Here is an 18,294-nt window from a genome sequence, read left to right as displayed (position 1 = left end):
TACCTCGGATGGCACAGAATGATTGACCGTCTCGGTCAAAGTATTACACCAATCCTTTGTTTTATAGCATCTCTTGGCAAAACAAGGCAGGTTCAACAACTAATTGTGACATAGCCATTGCAATCATAGGGCAAATGCGCCTTCTGAGCCGATAAAGTGATTGTTCGCGTGATTTCAGCAAGGAAGTGACTAAAAAATATCGCGATACTCACAAAAAATCAGAAATTGTAGCGAATTTGATAATTTGTTGAATTTTGCAAAGGTCTCACACCATGTGACATCGCAAGGGATAGTTTTGAATGTAGGGGCCTGTTTAACAGGGTGATTGATATGGCTGAACAGCGGAAGTGATCGGCACCGGAAAATTTTCATTAGCACCAAGGCAATTACCAATATCCGGAAACAAGTCGTAGTAGTGCTGTAATCTCTTCTTTAGCTAATACCAAAAACTAGATTTGATGACACGAAGCTTTTGTCGTGTTTGTTAGCACTTAGACATCTTCTTCAGGTTCCGGGTCTTCCCTCGAGGGTACTTGAGATGCCGTTGCAGATTTTTCTATAGCATTTGCGCTACTGGGAATTTTGGGTGTTTTGCACTGTACATCGGCATTCTGAGCGCGGTGCCGCAAAGCATGATCCATCAATACCAGTGCAAGCATGGCTTCGATAATCGGTGTGGCACGGATACCAACGCAGGGATCATGCCGCCCGTGCGTTTCGACAATGACCGGATCGCCGTTCTTATCAATTGAACGCCGCCCGAGACGAATGCTGGATGTCGGTTTGATCGCAACATTGGCGGTGATGTCCTGACCAGTTGAAATGCCTCCAAGAATGCCGCCTGCGTTATTGCTTAAGAAGCCATTCGGTGTCATTTCGTCGGAATGTTCGGTGCCTCTTTGTGTTACGCTAGCGAAACCTGCACCGATTTCGATTCCTTTTGCCGCGTTGATGCTCATCATGGCGTAGGCGATTTCGGCATCCAAGCGGTCGTTTACTGGTTCGCCCCAGCCGACTGGCACATGCTGCGCCACTACGCTGATTTTGGCGCCCACCGAGTCGCCCGACTTACGCAGTTGATCCATAAATGTTTCCAGTCGATCGGAATAACTGTTGTCAGCAACGAAAAAAGGATTTTGGCTGATATCTTCCCAGCATTTGAATGGGATTTCAATCGGTCCCAGCTGCGCCATATAGCCGCGAATCACAATGTCAAATTTTTCGTGCAGCCACTTTTTTGCAATCGCACCGGCGGCAACGCGCACCGCGGTCTCACGTGCCGATGCGCGGCCACCACCACGATAATCGCGAACGCCATATTTCTGCCAGTAGGTGTAATCTGCATGGCCGGGACGAAACGTATCCATGATTTTACTGTAATCCTTGCTGCGCTGGTCTTCATTACGTATCAGTAATGCAATGGGAGTGCCGGTGGTTTGTCCTTCGAATATGCCAGATAAAATTTCTACCGTATCGGATTCACGCCGTTGCGTGACATGGCGCGATGTGCCGGGCTTACGCCGGTCCAATTCAAGTTGGATTTCTTCCGTGCTGATGGCTAGACCGGGGGGGCAACCATCGACAATGCAACCAATTGCGGGGCCGTGCGATTCACCAAATGAGGTGACGGTAAAAAGCGTGCCAAATGTATTACCAGACATTCTCTTATTCTCTTATAACGAATTGTGCGAGTCTATCATACGTGATCGTTCTTTTTTGGGTCGAAAAATAGGAGTAGAGTTATGTGCATGCAAGTAATTGAAATTTAGCTTGAGAAAAATCAACAATGAAATGCAATTGTCATGCTATACCTGCGATAAAATGGTGGTTTTTGTCTGGCATGCGCGAGATTTTAGCCATATTTACTGAGTATTATCAACAGGAGTTTGCATGAATACACCTCGAGTTATAGAATTTCTTATTAATTTACAGAACAGCATCATTGGCAGACTGGAGCAGGTGGACGGCAAAACGTTCAAACGTGATCAGTGGGATCGCCCGGAAGGTGGTGGTGGCATGAGCAGTGTCATCGAAGAAGGGAATGTACTAGAGCGGGGTGGGGTTAATTTTTCCCATGTATATGGTGCCGGGCTACCCGCATCGGCTACTGCTGCCCGTCCTGAGCTCGCAGGCCGATCATTTGAAGCGATGGGTGTGTCGCTGGTATTGCATCCGCGCAATCCTTATGCGCCAACCGTACATATGAATGTGCGCTACTTAGAAGCGCACAAGGAAGGTGCTGAAGCCGTTTGGTGGTTTGGCGGCGGTATGGATCTGACACCTTATTATGGATATGAAGAAGATGCAGTTCATTTTCATCAAACTTGCAAAGATGCACTGCAACCCTTTGGTGGGGATTATTATCCAGGCTTTAAAAAATGGTGTGATGAGTACTTTTATTTGAAGCATCGCAAAGAGCCTCGTGGTATCGGCGGTGTGTTCTTCGACGATTTGAATCAACCTGATTTTGATACCTGTTTTAAACTCATACGTAATGTAAGTGAAAACTTTCTTAACGCATACTGCCCTATATTAGAACGCCGCAAGGATACGCCATATGGTGACCGCGAGAGGGATTTTCAGGCGTACCGGCGTGGGCGTTATGTGGAATTTAATCTGGTGTGGGATCGCGGAACTTTGTTTGGCTTACAAACAGGTGGTCGTACCGAATCTATCCTGATGTCTTTGCCACCAATTGTGAAATGGCGCTATAACTGGACGCCGGCGACAGGTAGCGCTGAGGATAGGTTATATACGGATTTTCTGATTGGTAAGGATTGGGTGTAATTAATCCGTGAACAAAATATCACTTAATCACCAGATTTTGTTTGGTGTTGTAGTGGGTATATTACTGGGTTTCTGGTTTACAGCGCTGGAGCAGCAATCGGCGATTGTGCAAACTGGGCTGTATATCGCAAAATTGGTGGGTACATTATTTACTGATTTGTTGCGAATGGTATTGATCCCACTGGTATTTACATCAATCGTGGTCGGTGTGGCCAATTTACGCTCACACCGACAAATGAATCGCGTCTGGCAGGTGGCGCTGATTTTCTTTACTTCTACGATGATGCTTGCGCTGATTTTGGGATTGACCTCCGCCAATTTGTTGCAGCCTGGAGGCGAACTGCAGATTGCAATGTTTCAGGATGCGATGCAGAGTTTTCAGGCAACACAAATGTCGTTACCGGATTTTTTTGCACAGTTCCTGCGCTCGCTGTTTCAGAATCCAATCGCTGCTTTAGCGCAAAGCAACGTGCTGGCGGTGGTATTATTTGCTTTGTTATTGGGCATTGCGCTGGTTGTGGGTGGAGAACGTTATCGCAATATCCTGACGCTGATGCAGGAGTTTCTGGAATTGATACTAATGCTGGTTGGCTGGATCATGCGTCTGGCGCCACTCGGTATTATGGCTTTGGTATTGCAGCTGGTGGCTACGCAAGATGCCGGATTGCTGTCAACGATGATTAAGTTTGTGGCGATAGTGCTGGGAACCACTTTGCTGCACGGATTGGTGGTGCTGCCAATGATCCTCTATCTGACTACGGGGATGACACCCCTCAAATTCTGGCTGGGCGCGCGCGAGGCATTGATTACCGCTTTCGCGACCAGTTCCAGCGCCGCAACGTTACCGGTTACATTACGCTGTGCTGAACAGCATTTGCATGTCAAACGTGATGTTGCCGGATTCGTAATTCCACTGGGTGCCACCATGAACATGGATGGCACAGCACTATATGAAGCGGTTGCTGCCTTGTTTATTGCAAATCTGGTTGGTATTGAACTTAGCTTGACGCAACAACTGATCGTATTTGTGACTGCCATGCTGGCAGCAATTGGTGCGCCGGGTATTCCAAGCGCAGGAATGGTGACGATGGTGGTGGTGTTGCAATCTGTCGGATTGCCGGTTGAAGCGATCGCGATACTGTTGCCCGTCGATCGTATACTCGATACGTTGCGTACTGCGGTCAATGTGGAAGGAGATATGGTGGGCAGCCTGGTGGTGCAGCACTGGATCAACAAAGATAAACTTGGCAAATAGATTTAAGCTTTTTTGAGTATTAGATCAGGTCGTTATCGCGGAAGCGTTGCTGTATTTCCAGAACTTTGTCGGCGTTATTAATCAACGCTTCAACACAATCACGATCTAATTTGGAATTGGACATTTGCCGTAATACTGCAAAAGCTTCTTCATTGCTCCATGGCGCTTTATACGAACGGCGCGAGGTCAATGCATCAAACACATCTGCAACGGCGCTGATGCGTGCCTCTATCGGAATTTCTTCTCCTTTCAAGCCATCAGGATAACCACTGCCATCTACTGCCTCATGGTGGTATTCAGCGATGTTCCGCAAAATGTTAGTGTGGCCAAATGCACCCAGACCAAAATCATCCAGTACGGAATCGATAATTTCACGGCCTTTTACCGGGTGCGTTTTCATAATATCGAACTCTGCCGCATCTAATTTGCTGGGTTTGCGCAGAATATTATCTGGAATTCCAATCTTGCCAACATCATGCATGGGTGAAAACAGAAATATATGTTCAATCTGTTCATCGGTAATTCCATAACTGGATGCGAGTTTACGTGCAATCAATCGCGCATAATGGGCAGTTCGGTCGATATGCGAGCCCGTTTCAAGATCACGATAATGCGTCATGCTTCGGGCCGCACGAACTGCAGCCAATAAAGTACGAATGGCAGTCAATTCGCTGATGACCATTAAAGCGATTAAATGACCGTAAATATCAATCTGGCGCAGTGTTTGCGGGGTAAATGGGTGTTCCTGTAACGAATTAAAAAAAAGAAACCCTATGAATACACCACTTTGATAGAGTGGCATCGTGTAGCTGGATTTATACCCTTTGGCGGCTACTCGTTTGGTGTGCTCATGTGTGCCGTGAGAAAAAATATCGAGATCCTGCACTAAACGTGGGCGGCGATGTTCGATAATAGTCAATAAAGACGGCGCTGCGCTCAGTGGTGCCTCGTAGGTAGTCACCGGACTTTCGTTACCTTCAGTGCTATGCGTATAGGTTTTGAGCATCTCGGTTTTTTCATCGTATAAAGCAATGGCCAACCGATCAATGAAGAGAAAATCCTGACGAATGACCTGATGCAGAAAGCGTAACTTTTCTGTCAGCGGCAAATTTTCATGTAAATTGGCCAGCGTGTCCTGGTGTGTAAACAGATCTTCTTCGGATTGCATAACATTCCTTTCATCAGGTGATGGGTCGCGAGGCCGCAAGCTATTATGGCAATATTGATTGTGATTGTATTGAGACAAGACAATAAATTTTCACATCATTTTAGACGATTTGTGATGAATGCGACAAATTGTCGCGCGACAATTTGTCGCATTCCTAAAAACAATCAATCTTTCTACAATTCGAATAACGTGGTTAATTCGGATTGGAATAGCTATCGGATATCACGAAAGTTTTATAAGTATTATTTTCGTCAAAAACAGAGGAGGATGAGAGGCGTATAGGAATACCTTAATGCGCTTGCATAATGCCCTATGAAAATACCTAAAAGACTCGAGCCATTAGTTGAAGAAGGTTTGATTGACAGCGTAATTTGTCAACTTATGAGCGGTAAGGAAGCCATAATCTATATGGTAAGCAGTGGAGGCCATGCCCGGTGCGCTAAAGTTTACAAAGATAGTAATAAACGTAATTTTCATCAGCGCTCTAATTACACAGAGGGTCGTAAGATTAAAAGTAGTCGGCGTGCCCGGGCGACGGAAAAAGGTGGCCATTATGGTCGCAGTGCACGCGAAGAAGCATGGCAAAACACTGAAGTTGACATGCTATGTAGACTTACGACGGTCGGGATTCGCGTGCCAAAATTCTATAATCTTTTTGCTGGTGTCCTGCTTATGGAGTTGATCACGGATTCTAAAGGAAATGTGGCACCTCGATTGAGTGAATTAATACTGACGCCCAAGCAGGCACGTACCTATCACAAAATTTTGATTGACCAGATTGTGCAAATGCTATGTGTCGGAATTGTTCATGGAGATCTTTCACCCTACAATGTACTGGTTGATGGAGAAGGGCCGGTGATTATTGATCTGCCTCAAGCTGTGAGTGCAACGGGGAATCATCAGGCACGCGTCATGATAAAACGCGATATCGATAATTTGACAGCCTATTTCAGTCGATTTGCTCCGGAATTGGAGCATTCAGACTATGCTGGTGAGATATGGTCTTATTATCAACATGGTCAGTTGCCGCAGGCTCGTTTAACCGGAAATGTTAAACAGCAGGAAGAACCGGTAAATGTTGATGATATTCTCCAGATCATCGGCTCAGTACTCAGAAAAGAAGTTGCTTGGCAGCGCCATAAACAAACAAAGTGGAATAACCATTCTTCGCAGTATTAAGTATTTGTTCACCGATATCAGTATAGAGTGAAGATGTTGATTGACCAGTGTGTGATTGCTTGTGTTATAATTCTGCTCCTGACGCGGGGTGGAGCAGTCTGGCAGCTCGTCGGGCTCATAACCCGAAGGTCGTAGGTTCAAATCCTGCCCCCGCAACCAATAAGAACAAGCACTTAGTGACTAAAAATCCTAAGTGCTTTTAGTTTTTAGAGTTCCATGTAGCCACTATGTAGGAAAATTACATCAATACTAATCAATAAATAACCACTATGGATCGGGTTGATAAAACAAATATTTTTATTCTTACTAAAGTAATGTTCCCAACATGCCGATAAAGCATGTGCATAATATCCCGCTTTATGAAAGGTGCCAGGGGGATTCGTAAGAATCTCTCTGGTTACTCCAAGCAAGTTCTAGCCAGTTGATTCAATTTAAAACTTTCTTGTTGGCTATACCACAATCGGTATTTGTCTTTGATACGCTTCCACCGTTTCCCATATTCACACCAGTAAGATTTTAACGGCGGCAACCATTCATGCGGGGCTTTATCCGATTTAGATCGATTGGCCGAATCAGATACAGCAACCAGATTTTCAAAATCATTCGCAAAAGTTTTTCGTTGCTCTTTTGTCCAGTATGCTGCGCCATGTCTATGAGCATGGGCTAACGGCACAATATGATCGATATCTATATCTGAAGCCTTGATGAATGTTTTGCCGGTATATACCCCATACCACTCCCCATAAATAACAGTGCAGTGCTTTAAATCTTTAAATTGCACTTGTATTTTGCTAGTCGCTATCAATAATTCTTGTCGCGTGTCTTGGCAGTCGCCATCGGCATCTATCCAGTGTGGCCAATCTTTTCTATTGTATGGCTTGGCTGGAATAGTAGTTTTAGTGTTATTGGTAGCTTCTTCTTGCTCGAATGTTTGACTTCTTTTTTCAATTGCGCAGCTTAAAAGCGTTGTCATTATTGAAATTAAAAGAAAAACGCAACCGATTTTTCTCATGATGCTTTATGTGTATAAATAATCTCTAATGGTTAATTCTAATGATCTAATTTCGTCGCACATTCAGGGAATAATGTATTTAAGCATACGACTTTTGAATTTTTTCTCCAGGATAAAACGGATTGATGCTTTTCGTTAACTATCTTATTTTTGGTTGTGTACGTATCCAAATCCTTAATCCTGGGTTGCCATCAATTCGCCATGATTTGGTTTGAGTAAAATCAAGGTTTCTTTTACGCCATTCTTTCGCTGCCTCAATGCTATTTGTAGGCATACCACGGGCTTTATGTCTATAAGCCATTTGGCGTGAAATCCCCAAGTGTTGCGCAAGGTCATTTATCTTCATTGTTTGTTAATCTTTCAAAAGTAAACTTGTAAACCCATTTTAGATTTTGGATTGCTAGGATTTTTACCAGGATTGAACTACGCTCATAGGTAGGTGTTGGAAAGTACCTTAATAACCTATACTTATTGCACACGAAAGGGGGCATTTGATTAATCTAGCACAAAACAATCGCTCTCAATGCTATCGGACGCGGCCGACTGGTCGTAGGTTGCCGCGTGCGTCTCAAGCAAATCAAATTGCATCTGTTATGATCATCAGGCACAACGATTGAATATTGTTCCGAATACATGTAATGCGGCGATTGATTATGGTTGGATTAAACTCTGACTAGCAATTAATATGACAATAAAGCAGATTGGTTTCTGAATCTAATTACAGATACCCTGAAGTTAAATTATTATATTAAAAGGGAACAAGTTGAGAAAATTTAGTGAACTTGAGAAACGTTTAATTACTCGCATGATTGAATTAGATGACGACACTGATTCATTGACCGTACTAGGTAATATGATGGAATTCTATCTGCCTGATTATTGCTATATTGAGGTAAAATCCCAGAATAACATATCGATTCAGATTAAAAAAGAACTAGAACAGAAACTTACTGCCGATTGTTTACGCAAGATAGATAAAGATATAACAAAAAATTTGCTTAGTATCGTAGCTTTATTTGAATATTTGGAAACTGAAAAGCTTGCGTATTTTGTAGGTGATCTTAATTTTAATACGCTTGGTATTTTTTTTGATGGAATTGAATATATTAAATGCGAATTTTTAGATAATGATCTCAAGCCTGTTATTTATAAATACACTAGAAAAAAAATATTTGTTTCAGAGACTCTGCGTGTAATTGAACAAAATGGATTCAAAACTGATGAAGAAATAATTCACGAAAAGGAACTATCCTCGGTTAATAGACAATTGAAACTCACTTATTGTGCACTTTTTCTTACATTAGTTGGCCTTATCTTTTCTAGTTCATTGCCATTTTGGGTAGTGTCACCTATTGATGTAAAAAATGATTTAGTTGTTATCGAACTTAATGAAAATACAATTATTAAAATCCAGCAATCAATCACAGAAATCATAAATCAACTTTTCGCAGAGTTAGTTAACACTAAACAGGAAACTAAAGAGATTTTATTGAATGAGCATGATTCCGATGGGGATGTAGGCCAATAATTGGATTATTTTTTAATAAAGTAGTTGATTTAAAAAAAGTATAATGAACTCTAACTAAATTATTCAGCAAGAATCCATCTAATCTTTAAAGGTGCTTAAGCGGATTTACTTTAGGATTTGGTATTGGAAAGCAAAGCTGGTTAACGTGAATAGAAAATCTAAGTCATAAAGTTACTTTTAACTGGAATTAGACCTTATATTTAATAATTAATCACTGTGAACACTTCGTGCTAGTCGAAGGGAATACTCAGAAATCAAGCTGCCTGCTTTGAGATTCTGATGTAGTTTAATCCTGTTTTCATAATAGCCACCCTTTAACTTAAGTTGGTGAGCTATCATAGAACAATTACTGTCTGAAATACCATGGGCTGTAGCAAATACCTCGCATTCGTTATTAAGTTTTGGAAGTAAAGCTTTGCCATACAGTACTTCTAAATTTAATGGATGAAATGCAAACCCCAGATAAACTAAGGTTTTAGTAGATGCTAAACTTTCTCGAATGGCGTTTGTTTCATCACTTTCTCCTTCGACGCTTTCCGTAAAAGTCCTGATCTCATCTGCAGAGCGAAGTAGCTCATCAGAGTCAATTAATTCTCCAAATTTTGGACCCATTCCACCCTTTTCGAAGAACATTCGACCGACTGAACCATATGGATGTAGGACATTTATGTTAGAAACTATATCATTCACTTCCTGAGTTGTTAGATTGTAATAAGTTAAAAGTGCATCGATAAGAAAGTGCTTGAAACATCTATCATAATTGAATGACACAATAGTTATCCGAGATAATCTTTCTTTTAGTTGATCACGATCGCAATGCTGCGATAGCAGACTGAATAATTCTACAAACCAGGTTCCATTGAGCTTTGAGTAGTCTTGTTTATTTTTCGTATTTTTGGTTCTATCAATGTAGAGCTTGCTTTTATTTTCTGCTTTTAGAATGCATGCTGCTATGGCGAGCTTTCCGATTTGGGCGATTCTCTTGTCTTTTCGATGGCTATCAATGAAATTGTCGATTGAGGGTGCAAGTGGCATTGCATCACGTATTTTTAAAGCAGTTTTATAATAATCGTTTATGCTTCCGTTTGAAGTGTTCTGTTGTTGCGCGAGTTTGTTGATACAATTTCGTATTTGATCATCACCTCCTTCAATACGATTAAAACGGTCAATTTTGAAGTCTAGAGATTCAGCAATGGACTTCGTCAATTCACGACCAATCGGAAGATCTACTTCGTTATTGGCTCCAGCACCAATCACTATTACAAGAGGATCAGGATTTAACATGCTGAGAAAAGGAAATATTTTTGTGATGCTAAATTATGCAAGATAATTAGCTATGAGTCCGATTTATGAACGAATTTCTTGTGTGATGCAAAAACATAAATTTTTATCGAAAGGGATATTTTTAATAATGGAAACCGCTTAAACAAATAATATTATGAATATTTTATTTCCTAATTAAATGTATTACAAAGCTGGTTATATTTTTTTGCCTACTGCTAGCCCTTATACAGTTTTATCGGGACTTTAATATTATGAATAAATTTTCTATACTTAATATTATTACATAATAATTAGTGCTTTAACGCTTTTCAGCTAATGCATTGATTATTATCAGCGCATTTAGTCACTAATTTTTCACATGAAACAAATATACGCTTGCCATTTTCATTACACCGCGTCTCACCCAAAATAATGTCACAGGTTCAATGATTATGAGAATGATTTCAATCTTTTTGATTGTATATTTTTACAGCTATTTCTAGCTTCTCCAATCGCATTCTTAATGCTAGCCATTGGTATGTATTTCCAATACTTCAATTCGTTTTTCAATATCTGCAAGCTCAAGCTGTTTTTCAATCTGCGACAAAATAAACTCATATTGTCATATGCCAAAAATATTTAGTATGCCCAATCTCTTGTTTTAGCTAAATCTTTATGTTTTGCATTGTCATTTTTCAGAGAATACAATCGTATTCCTGATCGTGCGAGGGGAAAATATGTCAAATAAGCAAAAGTGGGAAGAGGCAACTTATAAAAGCGTCATTAGACCGCAAAGGGCTCGAATTCATTGTAACTTTGATGAGTGGGTAACCAAGGATTCTCCAAAATGGCAACGTGAATGTTTTGTTCAGTTGAGACGATATCAATCACTTGAATGTCATGATGGGATGTCAATGGATGCATCTGATACATGCTGGAGATTCACAGAAATTTTATCTTTAACAGATGATTGTTTGAATGAGAAGAGAGAAAAATATGAAGAATCCCTAATAGGCGCAATATGTTTTACTAGAAAGCCAGAAATTATAATGTTGGAGTTTTGCTGGATTCATCCTTTTTGGCGTAATAAAGGTTTAGTAAAATCTAAATGGCCTTTATTTCAAAAAAAGTTTGGAATATTTCATGTTTCCTATCCTAGAACAAAAGCAATGCAGGGATTACTAAAATCAGTCGGTTTTATTGATCCAAATCTTCAATAGGTCAAATTAATTCATGCTTATTATTTTCACTCGTAAGCCAACTAATTATTCAATATTTATATTTTATTTCTTCAGCTTACTTTTGAACTATATTTTTTCACTTGATAAATCCAGCAGCTCTGCCTATTGCAATATGAGCATTAATTGCTAGGCCAAGTTTACATTTCTCAACAGCCTTGTCTCGGATTTCTTCAAGAATTTGTATATGATTTTCCAAAGATAGCTGACTTCTTTCAATTATAGGTTTACGTAAAGCTACAATCCTTGCTGCTACCTTGCTATTTTTAAACAATCTAGATGCCGCTTCGTTTACAGTTTTCATACTACGGCAACTATATCCAGCGCTTCGATAGGCATCCGATAAATTAAGCCCAGAAGTTACCGCTAACGTAAATGCCTCCTGCTTTGCTGTTAATTTTATCATTTCATGTAATTCTTAATGATCATGGTTCTTTTCCTTTAATCTCATTTTTTCTATTGATTTATCAAATGACATATCTTTAGCCATTGTTATGTTTTGTAATGCGCTAAAAGTCCATACCCCGTGAAAACTGTGAAAACTGAAAAACTGACTCATATCTGTATCCTTCTTGTTAAAAATAACTGAAGATTGTATAGAGCGAGTTTTGCTTCTTTAGTCTAAAAACCTTATGGCTATTGGGTTGTGCAGTTTTCATAGTTTTTACAGTTTATTCAGTTTTTATAGTTTTTCAGTATATGCAGTTATTCAGTTAACCAAGGGGATATAACACACACACTCAATGGCTAAAAATCAATATCCATCTTTGGCTCTCGTGTAGTCTTCAGCCGTTGTTGTTTTTCCTATCAGGTGATAGGTTTTAGTGTTGTGAGAATCCGTAAGAACACCCCACCTTTTACCTGTGTATCTATCAAGAATAATCCTCACTTTCGATTGACTGCCCCCACCAGTGGCGTTAACTTCTTTTACTAAGTCAGTCTTTTTCGTGGTTCCGTTGTTAATAATCTCTTCAATTATCTCGATTACTAACGAATCCTTTTCTAAGGCTTTAGTCGCTTCAATTTCTTTTCTTGTGGCATCAAGATCAGATTGTGAATGTTTTTCTACAGAATCAAGAAGGCTGGCATATGTTTGATTTTGCTGTATCGAGTAACTGAAACACAGCTCACGCTCAACATTGCCTCGACTTTTAATATTTTCAAAAATAACTGTTTTTCTCGTATCGCCCAAACCTGGGGGCTTCGCATCAATTATGTAAGCGCAATCGGCATCGTCAATAACATCTGAGGTTCCACCCGCTATCAATTTGTTGTCAGCATCGCGCCTTTTGTTAGTGTGGGCTAGCATGATTAAAGTACCGCCGTGACTAACAAAACTCCGCGCAGCCGTCATGAACTGGCTGCTACTTCTTTTGTCCATCAAGTCAGAGAATTTTTTGAGTGTGTCCAGAACGACAATTACGCCACTGGCAGTATCGTCTTTAATAAGTTGATTTAAATATTTTACAAAGTCCTTTGCTTTAAAATCTTTATGATCAGGCACAATCATATTTATCTTATGACTTTTAATTATATCGACTTTTGTGATTATGCCTTTGCACGTGTCATCAGCATTAATGTAGTAAATATCCTCGCCATTTATTCGCCCTTCTTTTACGCTGTCTATCAGCATCTTGATAGTCAGCAAAGTTTTGCCAGTATTTGGGCTTGCATATAACGCTGTGATTTGCCCTAATAGAGCTATTCCATCCATCACAAAGACATCATCTTTCATCCTTTGCCTCATATCATCGACATTCCCAGTAACATCAAATATCTTGAGACTGAATACTTCTTGCTCTTTTTCTTGTCTCTCATCGGAGAATTTTTCAAATCCGGCATTGTCACTTTGCTGAGCATGTTCTCTTTGCTTAACTTTATTCCAATATTCTGCACCGATCATTACCCAATTCTCACCAGCATCTTTTAAAGCCGCGTCACGGTCGACATTGTGAAACAGTACAGTAAACGCGCTAAAGGCATCGTGAGCACCTCCACTATTCATCCCTGTATATAAAGGGTCGCTACTCGATAACGAATAGACTCGGTCATCTCTTACACTTGCAGAAAAAGATCCGCTTTCCGAGTTTGGATGTCTGTAAGTATTACCTTTCTTGTCATAGCCAGTTTGCAGCAAAATATCTTCCACTGTATAGGCATCATTAAACGCGTCAATCAGGCTTGGAAAGGCATCAGTGCCATTATAAGAATTAAATGCATCACGCTTTGATTTAGCGTCACTCTTGCTCTTCTCTAACTCATTAGCTTGCCGCTCTATTTCTTCGCGTTTGTATCTAATCTCATCAATCCAATTGAGCATGGGATCAAAAGTTTTGGCGCTTCGTTTGGTTCGGGTGTCATAAAACATGCCTTGATTTGGCAAATAACAAAGCTGCGCTGCACCTTCACTTTTACGATCAGGTGTAATGTCCTTTTCTTGCAGTTTATCGTTTAAGATTTCTTGACAGATAACCCAGTTAAAACCAAATAATGGCTTAGATGGAATCAATACGCGGCATTTCCGATTTTCTTCTGTAGCTGATTTGCTGGTATAGATTTCATAATCGCAACCTGGTAGCAAATCTTCGATAGTTTCCGCAATTGCATTCACGCCGCTAGGGTTCATATCGATATCAGCCCATAGCAAATAAAATTCACCGTCCTTTTCTTGCTCTTTAAACGTTCGGCTAAGTAGAGTAGAAGGGATCAGCCATTGTGATTGTGATTTATCCACTTGCTGCGGGTTATCTACTAACTGACGAATCCCTGCCAAATCAATTTGCAAGTATGGTTTACGTGCCTTCTTGCCGGATTCGTTTGTGTGATATTGACCATAACCAGAACAAAACAATGGCATAGAAACATCTTGACTAAGTGATAGATAAGGCATAGTATTGTTGTTGTAAGTAGTATCAAATTCGCCCTTGCTCCCCAGCTGGGCGTTTTCATTTATAGACATGGCTATACCTCCACACCTAATATTTTCTTGATCTCACTCACCGGCCATGCTAGGCGGCCATTGATTCGCACTGGGCGTAATGCACCGTTTTCCAGGCACGCCCACGCTCTCAAAGTCTGCGGGCGACGATTTAAATAGTGCGCGGCTTCTTCTGTTGTAAGGATCGTGCGAGTAACTTGTTCCAAGGGTGGGAATATCTGCGGATGAGGTGAAGCTTGTGCATCCAGTGGTATGAGGATTGTTTTCATTCTGAGCTATCCTTTGCCTTTCGGCATTATTGAAGACAGCTCAACATTATTCACATATTTTTTATGGAATCACTTGAATAGAATATGATTTAATTCCGGTACTCAGTAAAATTATATTTTTCCCATTAAGTTACGTATGCGTCTTTGATAATCTGCTTTTTCATTATCGTCCATTAGTATCAATGGTGTTTGGGCTCTCAGTGCCGCTTCTTCGCGCTGAATTCTATATTTGCTATCGTACCAATAACCTTCTAAAGTTTTTGAATCTAATAAAATATTTTCGTTTTTCCGCCCTGCATTGCTTGGCTTCAAATGTCGGTGTTTTATAGGATTCACTTCATATTGTTTTTGCAACCAACAGCAAGCACCTTCTGCCGCATCTTTTATGCTCCATTCCAGCGCAATAAGCGTTGTCATGATTAAAAAAAGTCGCTCATTCCGCTGCTTTGTCCATTCATCGCTAAGTACTGATTTTTTACCTTTGCCTGGTTTTATTCCCAAGATTTCATCGAGACTTTTTTCACCGTCATATTTACCCCATTCCAGAAAAGCTTTTTCAATAAATTCAAGAATTACCTCTGGTATGGGGTGGCCATTAGCACGCGCGCGACAGAAAGCAGACATTGCATAAGAGAAATTTTTTGTTTCCACGAATTTATCGGTATGCAACTCCATTGTTGCAGGAGTTTTATCTTCAAAATTACTCACTGTGTCATCTTTGTATTATGTTGGGGTTATTACTCGCAAACTTGCTTTTGCTGGTTCAAAATTAACCCCAGCTTCTTGCAATAGCCATGCTTCATACTTCTCATGCCAAATAGCCAACAATTCAAGCGGTCGATTGATGTAATGACGTTCTGCGGTGGCGCTTGGGGCATGCCCCATGATTTGTGCGACGATACCGCGCGGCATTTCAACCCATTCGGCAAGGCTGGCAAAAGTGCGGCGTAATCCGTGTAAGGTAACTGGTGGCAATCCGGCAATTGATAGAGCTCGATTATGCGGAATTCGTGGTTCTGTTATCCGGCCATTGGCTGCGGATATGCTGCTGAACACCCATTGATTACGACGGGGCAGGGCTATCAATAAGCTGGCTAGGTATGGTGTTAATGGTATCTTCCGGCCTTCTTCGTGCACTTTATCTTTTACCCAAATACTGTTCCATTGAAAATCTACATCCTGCCACATTATTCCTGCCATTTCTTCACGACGTGCGCCGGTCAATAATAAGGCTTGAAGGTATGCACTGATAACCGGGCTAAGTGTTCTATTAGCTGCAAACCATGCGGACAAATGAGAACGTTGCAATACGTCAAACTGTTTACTTTTACGGCTTGGTACTTCATCGCGTAAATCTTTGCATTCCACTGCTTGCGGATCGATAGCCACGTTATATTCCGAGCGGGATGCACACCAACGCCAAAACGCACGAAACATCTCAAAACCTTGGCGGGCATTATTTGCCCGTGTTTCGGCTTCTTTCCTTTGCCATTCCTTTAATACCTTAGCGTTAATATCTGCCATGCGCAGCTGTAACAATGGGTACAGTACGCTTTGTGCTGTTAAACCTTTGCCGCGTTTCTTAGGTTCGCCACCTGCTTGTGAAAGATTCTCATGATCTCTTAAATGACGCGCTCCCCATCGTTTTCCACGCTCGATATGGGTATGTTGCATTTTGTCTTTTTGATAAGTAAGGTATGCATTCCATGCGTCTATAACCAACGCTTCTTTGCTTTTGGCCAAAGCTTGAGCAGCTTCTGCTTTTTCTCGTTGCTCTGCGGCTTGCTGACGTGGGTCTATGCCTTGATCTACTAATACCTTCAATCGGGCTGCCTCGGCTTGTGCTTTACTAAGCGGCCAAGCTTGAATACTTCCGATTGTGATTCTTAAGGTTTTTCCGTTTAGCTTTGTTTCAAAAATATAGCTTTTGTTTCCTGATTTAGTGACACGCAATCCTAAGCCTGGTGTTTTCGCATCAGAAAAAATAGTTTGTTCAATGCCAGATTCACACTGGAAGCAAGCAATAGAGCGGGCTGTAAAGTTATCGCGTCTCATTTTTCATGTAGCCACCATGTAGCTTTTTTGTGTCAATATAAAGGAATATCAATCAACACGGATCATAGCATGAAATATAATAAGTTACGGTAAATAATAGATAAACAGTGATTTTAAAATGAAGATCAACACAGCGGAATGTGTTATTTTTCGGGCTCATAACCCGAAGGTCGTAGGTTCAAATCCTGCCCCCGCAACCAATAAGAACAAGCGCTTACATCAATTTGATCAGGCGCTTTTTTTATCCATAAGTTTAAACCAAGACTGTTATAGCACAAGCTTTTTGATATACATGTTCTTGAATCGGCCTGATTTTTCCGGAAGCTTTTTAGTTTGAGTCAAGCCGTATCAGCTGACCCTTGCAATTGGCGATAATATGCCATTTCAAATTCTGCCGGTGGAATATTTCCAATCGGTTCCAATAACCGATGATTGTTGAACCAGTCAACCTACTCCAAGGTGACAAATTCCGCTTCATTGATGTTGCACCAGGGGTCACAATGCCGTGACTTCTGTTTTAAATAACCCGTTAATCGTTTCGGCCAGACGTTCCGTGTAGCGAATCGACAAATATTGACTACTGCTATCGCTGGGTTTTGTCGCAAATATTCCTAAAGTGCAAAGCCATACCTATCTGCGGGTACAGTCATCCTGCTAAAGCCATAAACTGCTTATAAGCGGGTATATTTTCATTAGACAGTTGTCCCTTCTGGATCATGTGTGCGGTTTCAATGCCATCAATGGTTGCTTGCACTGAGTGAGAGACTTTGAATCCCATGATGGGATTCGTGATTTTCTTGATGAAACGGTGATCCTGTTCCGTCACAATATTCAAATATTTGACTTGGTATATTTCAATAAAACGCAATAAACTTGCCAGCAGCAACAAATTAATGCTCTCCAGATCGTCATAATTGGCACCGCTTTTATCCATGATAACTTTGTTAGGAAATACCGTTAGTATCGATTGCTTGTTTAAAGAAGATACTGACCACTGCTTTATCACGGTACTTGGAAAGCATAAAATCAATAATATCGCCAAATTTATCAACAGCACGTTTGATTTTCTTAGCTGCAAAAGACAGGCAAGATAAGTAATTGATGATCCATCGGTTGAGCGTGGAATGGTCAACCTTAACACCGCTTTCTTCCATAATGGTTTCAATACCACGGTAAGAAACACCATGCCTGACGTAGAAAAAAACAGCGTAGAGAATAATCTTCTGGAAACTGAGCGCTTTTAAAACTGATCATCGGATTTCTCAATTACTAAAAATAGCCAAGTATCATTCAAACTGACAAACTTTGCGACAGTACCAAGTTGGTCTATTCAATACTTGTGGCAAGATCGTCGGCCAGTTTTTCTAGGATGGCTGATTCTTCCAGACCGTTAATGAATCGTTCTGGAATGTTTGATAAACCGGTTTGAGCGCCTGTCAATGCGCCGGTAAGAATCGCGCGCGCTTGGTTTTGTCCGCCGCCGTTAACTGCATGAAGTACGGCTGATTCGAAGTCATTATGAAAAAGGGCTGCCAGATAGTAAGCGGCCGGCAGCTGATGATAAATGGCGCAGGGCATACCGTATACAATGGATACTTTCCA

The 18,294-nt window shown here is 40.9% G+C and carries 16 protein-coding genes, 1 tRNA gene and 3 pseudogenes; 7 read left to right on the top strand and 13 right to left on the bottom strand.

What is annotated here, in order from left to right:
• Positions 1–114: pseudogene (locus Q0C11_RS11665) on the top strand (IS1595 family transposase); the annotation flags it as partial.
• A gap of 377 nt (positions 115–491) precedes the next feature.
• Here the strand turns inward: Q0C11_RS11665 and aroC are convergent.
• Positions 492–1,661 (bottom strand): chorismate synthase, encoded by a 1,170-nt coding sequence (gene aroC / locus Q0C11_RS11660; protein ID WP_293008160.1) that lies wholly within the window; start codon positions 1,659–1,661, stop codon positions 492–494.
• A 229-nt stretch (positions 1,662–1,890) separates the two neighbouring features.
• Here aroC and hemF point away from each other — a divergent pair, with 229 nt between their 5' ends.
• Both hemF and Q0C11_RS11650 read left to right on the top strand, forming a co-directional pair.
• The gene (gene hemF / locus Q0C11_RS11655) at positions 1,891–2,787 is read left to right on the top strand and encodes an oxygen-dependent coproporphyrinogen oxidase (protein WP_293008158.1); all 897 of its coding nucleotides are present in this window, start codon (positions 1,891–1,893) and stop codon (positions 2,785–2,787) included.
• Positions 2,788–2,794: 7 nt separating this feature from the next.
• Positions 2,795–4,042 (top strand): dicarboxylate/amino acid:cation symporter, encoded by a 1,248-nt coding sequence (locus Q0C11_RS11650; protein WP_293008156.1) that lies wholly within the window; start codon positions 2,795–2,797, stop codon positions 4,040–4,042.
• A 19-nt stretch (positions 4,043–4,061) separates the two neighbouring features.
• Here the strand turns inward: Q0C11_RS11650 and Q0C11_RS11645 are convergent, their stop codons facing one another.
• The gene (locus Q0C11_RS11645) at positions 4,062–5,210 is read right to left on the bottom strand and encodes an HD domain-containing phosphohydrolase (protein WP_293008154.1); all 1,149 of its coding nucleotides are present in this window, start codon (positions 5,208–5,210) and stop codon (positions 4,062–4,064) included.
• 312 nt (positions 5,211–5,522) lie between these two features.
• Here Q0C11_RS11645 and Q0C11_RS11640 point away from each other — a divergent pair, with 312 nt between their 5' ends.
• On the top strand, positions 5,523–6,389 hold the full coding sequence (locus Q0C11_RS11640; protein WP_293008152.1) for a PA4780 family RIO1-like protein kinase: 867 nt from the start codon (positions 5,523–5,525) through the stop codon (positions 6,387–6,389).
• 82 nt (positions 6,390–6,471) lie between these two features.
• Positions 6,472–6,548: transfer RNA gene (locus Q0C11_RS11635), tRNA-Met, on the top strand.
• A gap of 238 nt (positions 6,549–6,786) precedes the next feature.
• Here the strand turns inward: Q0C11_RS11635 and Q0C11_RS11630 are convergent.
• Together Q0C11_RS11630 and Q0C11_RS11625 are read right to left on the bottom strand one after the other, a co-directional pair.
• Positions 6,787–7,401, bottom strand: coding sequence for an HNH endonuclease family protein (locus Q0C11_RS11630; protein ID WP_293008150.1), 615 nt, complete (start codon positions 7,399–7,401; stop codon positions 6,787–6,789).
• 174 nt (positions 7,402–7,575) lie between these two features.
• The gene (locus Q0C11_RS11625; protein ID WP_293008148.1) at positions 7,576–7,737 is read right to left on the bottom strand and encodes a hypothetical protein; all 162 of its coding nucleotides are present in this window, start codon (positions 7,735–7,737) and stop codon (positions 7,576–7,578) included.
• A 427-nt stretch (positions 7,738–8,164) separates the two neighbouring features.
• Between Q0C11_RS11625 and Q0C11_RS11620 the strand changes: the two genes are divergently transcribed.
• Complete coding sequence (locus Q0C11_RS11620) at positions 8,165–8,929, top strand: hypothetical protein (protein WP_293008146.1); 765 nt, start codon at positions 8,165–8,167, stop codon at positions 8,927–8,929.
• A gap of 207 nt (positions 8,930–9,136) precedes the next feature.
• Here the strand turns inward: Q0C11_RS11620 and Q0C11_RS11615 are convergent, their stop codons facing one another.
• Positions 9,137–10,213: a hypothetical protein gene (locus Q0C11_RS11615; protein WP_293008144.1), complete on the bottom strand. Its 1,077-nt coding sequence runs from the start codon at positions 10,211–10,213 to the stop codon at positions 9,137–9,139.
• 716 nt (positions 10,214–10,929) lie between these two features.
• On the opposite strand from Q0C11_RS11615, the gene Q0C11_RS11610 reads away from it, so the two are divergent.
• Positions 10,930–11,412, top strand: coding sequence for a hypothetical protein (locus Q0C11_RS11610; protein ID WP_293008142.1), 483 nt, complete (start codon positions 10,930–10,932; stop codon positions 11,410–11,412).
• A 97-nt stretch (positions 11,413–11,509) separates the two neighbouring features.
• Here Q0C11_RS11610 and Q0C11_RS11605 read toward each other — a convergent pair whose 3' ends face one another.
• The 8 genes and pseudogenes from Q0C11_RS11605 to Q0C11_RS11570 all read right to left on the bottom strand — a co-directional run.
• Complete coding sequence (locus Q0C11_RS11605; RefSeq protein ID WP_293008140.1) at positions 11,510–11,836, bottom strand: terminase small subunit; 327 nt, start codon at positions 11,834–11,836, stop codon at positions 11,510–11,512.
• Between the two features lie 348 nt (positions 11,837–12,184).
• The gene (locus tag Q0C11_RS11600; protein ID WP_293008138.1) at positions 12,185–14,389 is read right to left on the bottom strand and encodes a hypothetical protein; all 2,205 of its coding nucleotides are present in this window, start codon (positions 14,387–14,389) and stop codon (positions 12,185–12,187) included.
• 2 nt (positions 14,390–14,391) lie between these two features.
• On the bottom strand, positions 14,392–14,637 hold the full coding sequence (locus Q0C11_RS11595) for a helix-turn-helix domain-containing protein (protein ID WP_293008136.1): 246 nt from the start codon (positions 14,635–14,637) through the stop codon (positions 14,392–14,394).
• A gap of 111 nt (positions 14,638–14,748) precedes the next feature.
• A complete protein-coding gene (locus Q0C11_RS11590) occupies positions 14,749–15,345 on the bottom strand; it encodes a hypothetical protein (protein WP_293008134.1) in 597 nt (198 codons plus the stop codon).
• 15 nt (positions 15,346–15,360) lie between these two features.
• Positions 15,361–16,692 (bottom strand): integrase family protein, encoded by a 1,332-nt coding sequence (locus Q0C11_RS11585; protein ID WP_293008132.1) that lies wholly within the window; start codon positions 16,690–16,692, stop codon positions 15,361–15,363.
• Positions 16,693–17,030: 338 nt separating this feature from the next.
• Positions 17,031–17,283 (bottom strand): annotated as a pseudogene (locus Q0C11_RS11580) (IS3 family transposase); the annotation flags it as partial.
• A gap of 55 nt (positions 17,284–17,338) precedes the next feature.
• Positions 17,339–17,946 (bottom strand): annotated as a pseudogene (locus tag Q0C11_RS11575) (transposase).
• A gap of 72 nt (positions 17,947–18,018) precedes the next feature.
• Positions 18,019–18,294 (bottom strand): ADP-ribosylglycohydrolase family protein (locus Q0C11_RS11570; protein ID WP_293008130.1); only part of this gene is annotated, 276 nt, incomplete at its 5' end.

This window comes from Nitrosomonas sp., assembly GCF_022842015.1.
Taxonomy (GTDB): domain Bacteria; phylum Pseudomonadota; class Gammaproteobacteria; order Burkholderiales; family Nitrosomonadaceae; genus Nitrosomonas.
This window is presented reverse-complemented; position numbering and strand designations above follow the sequence as displayed.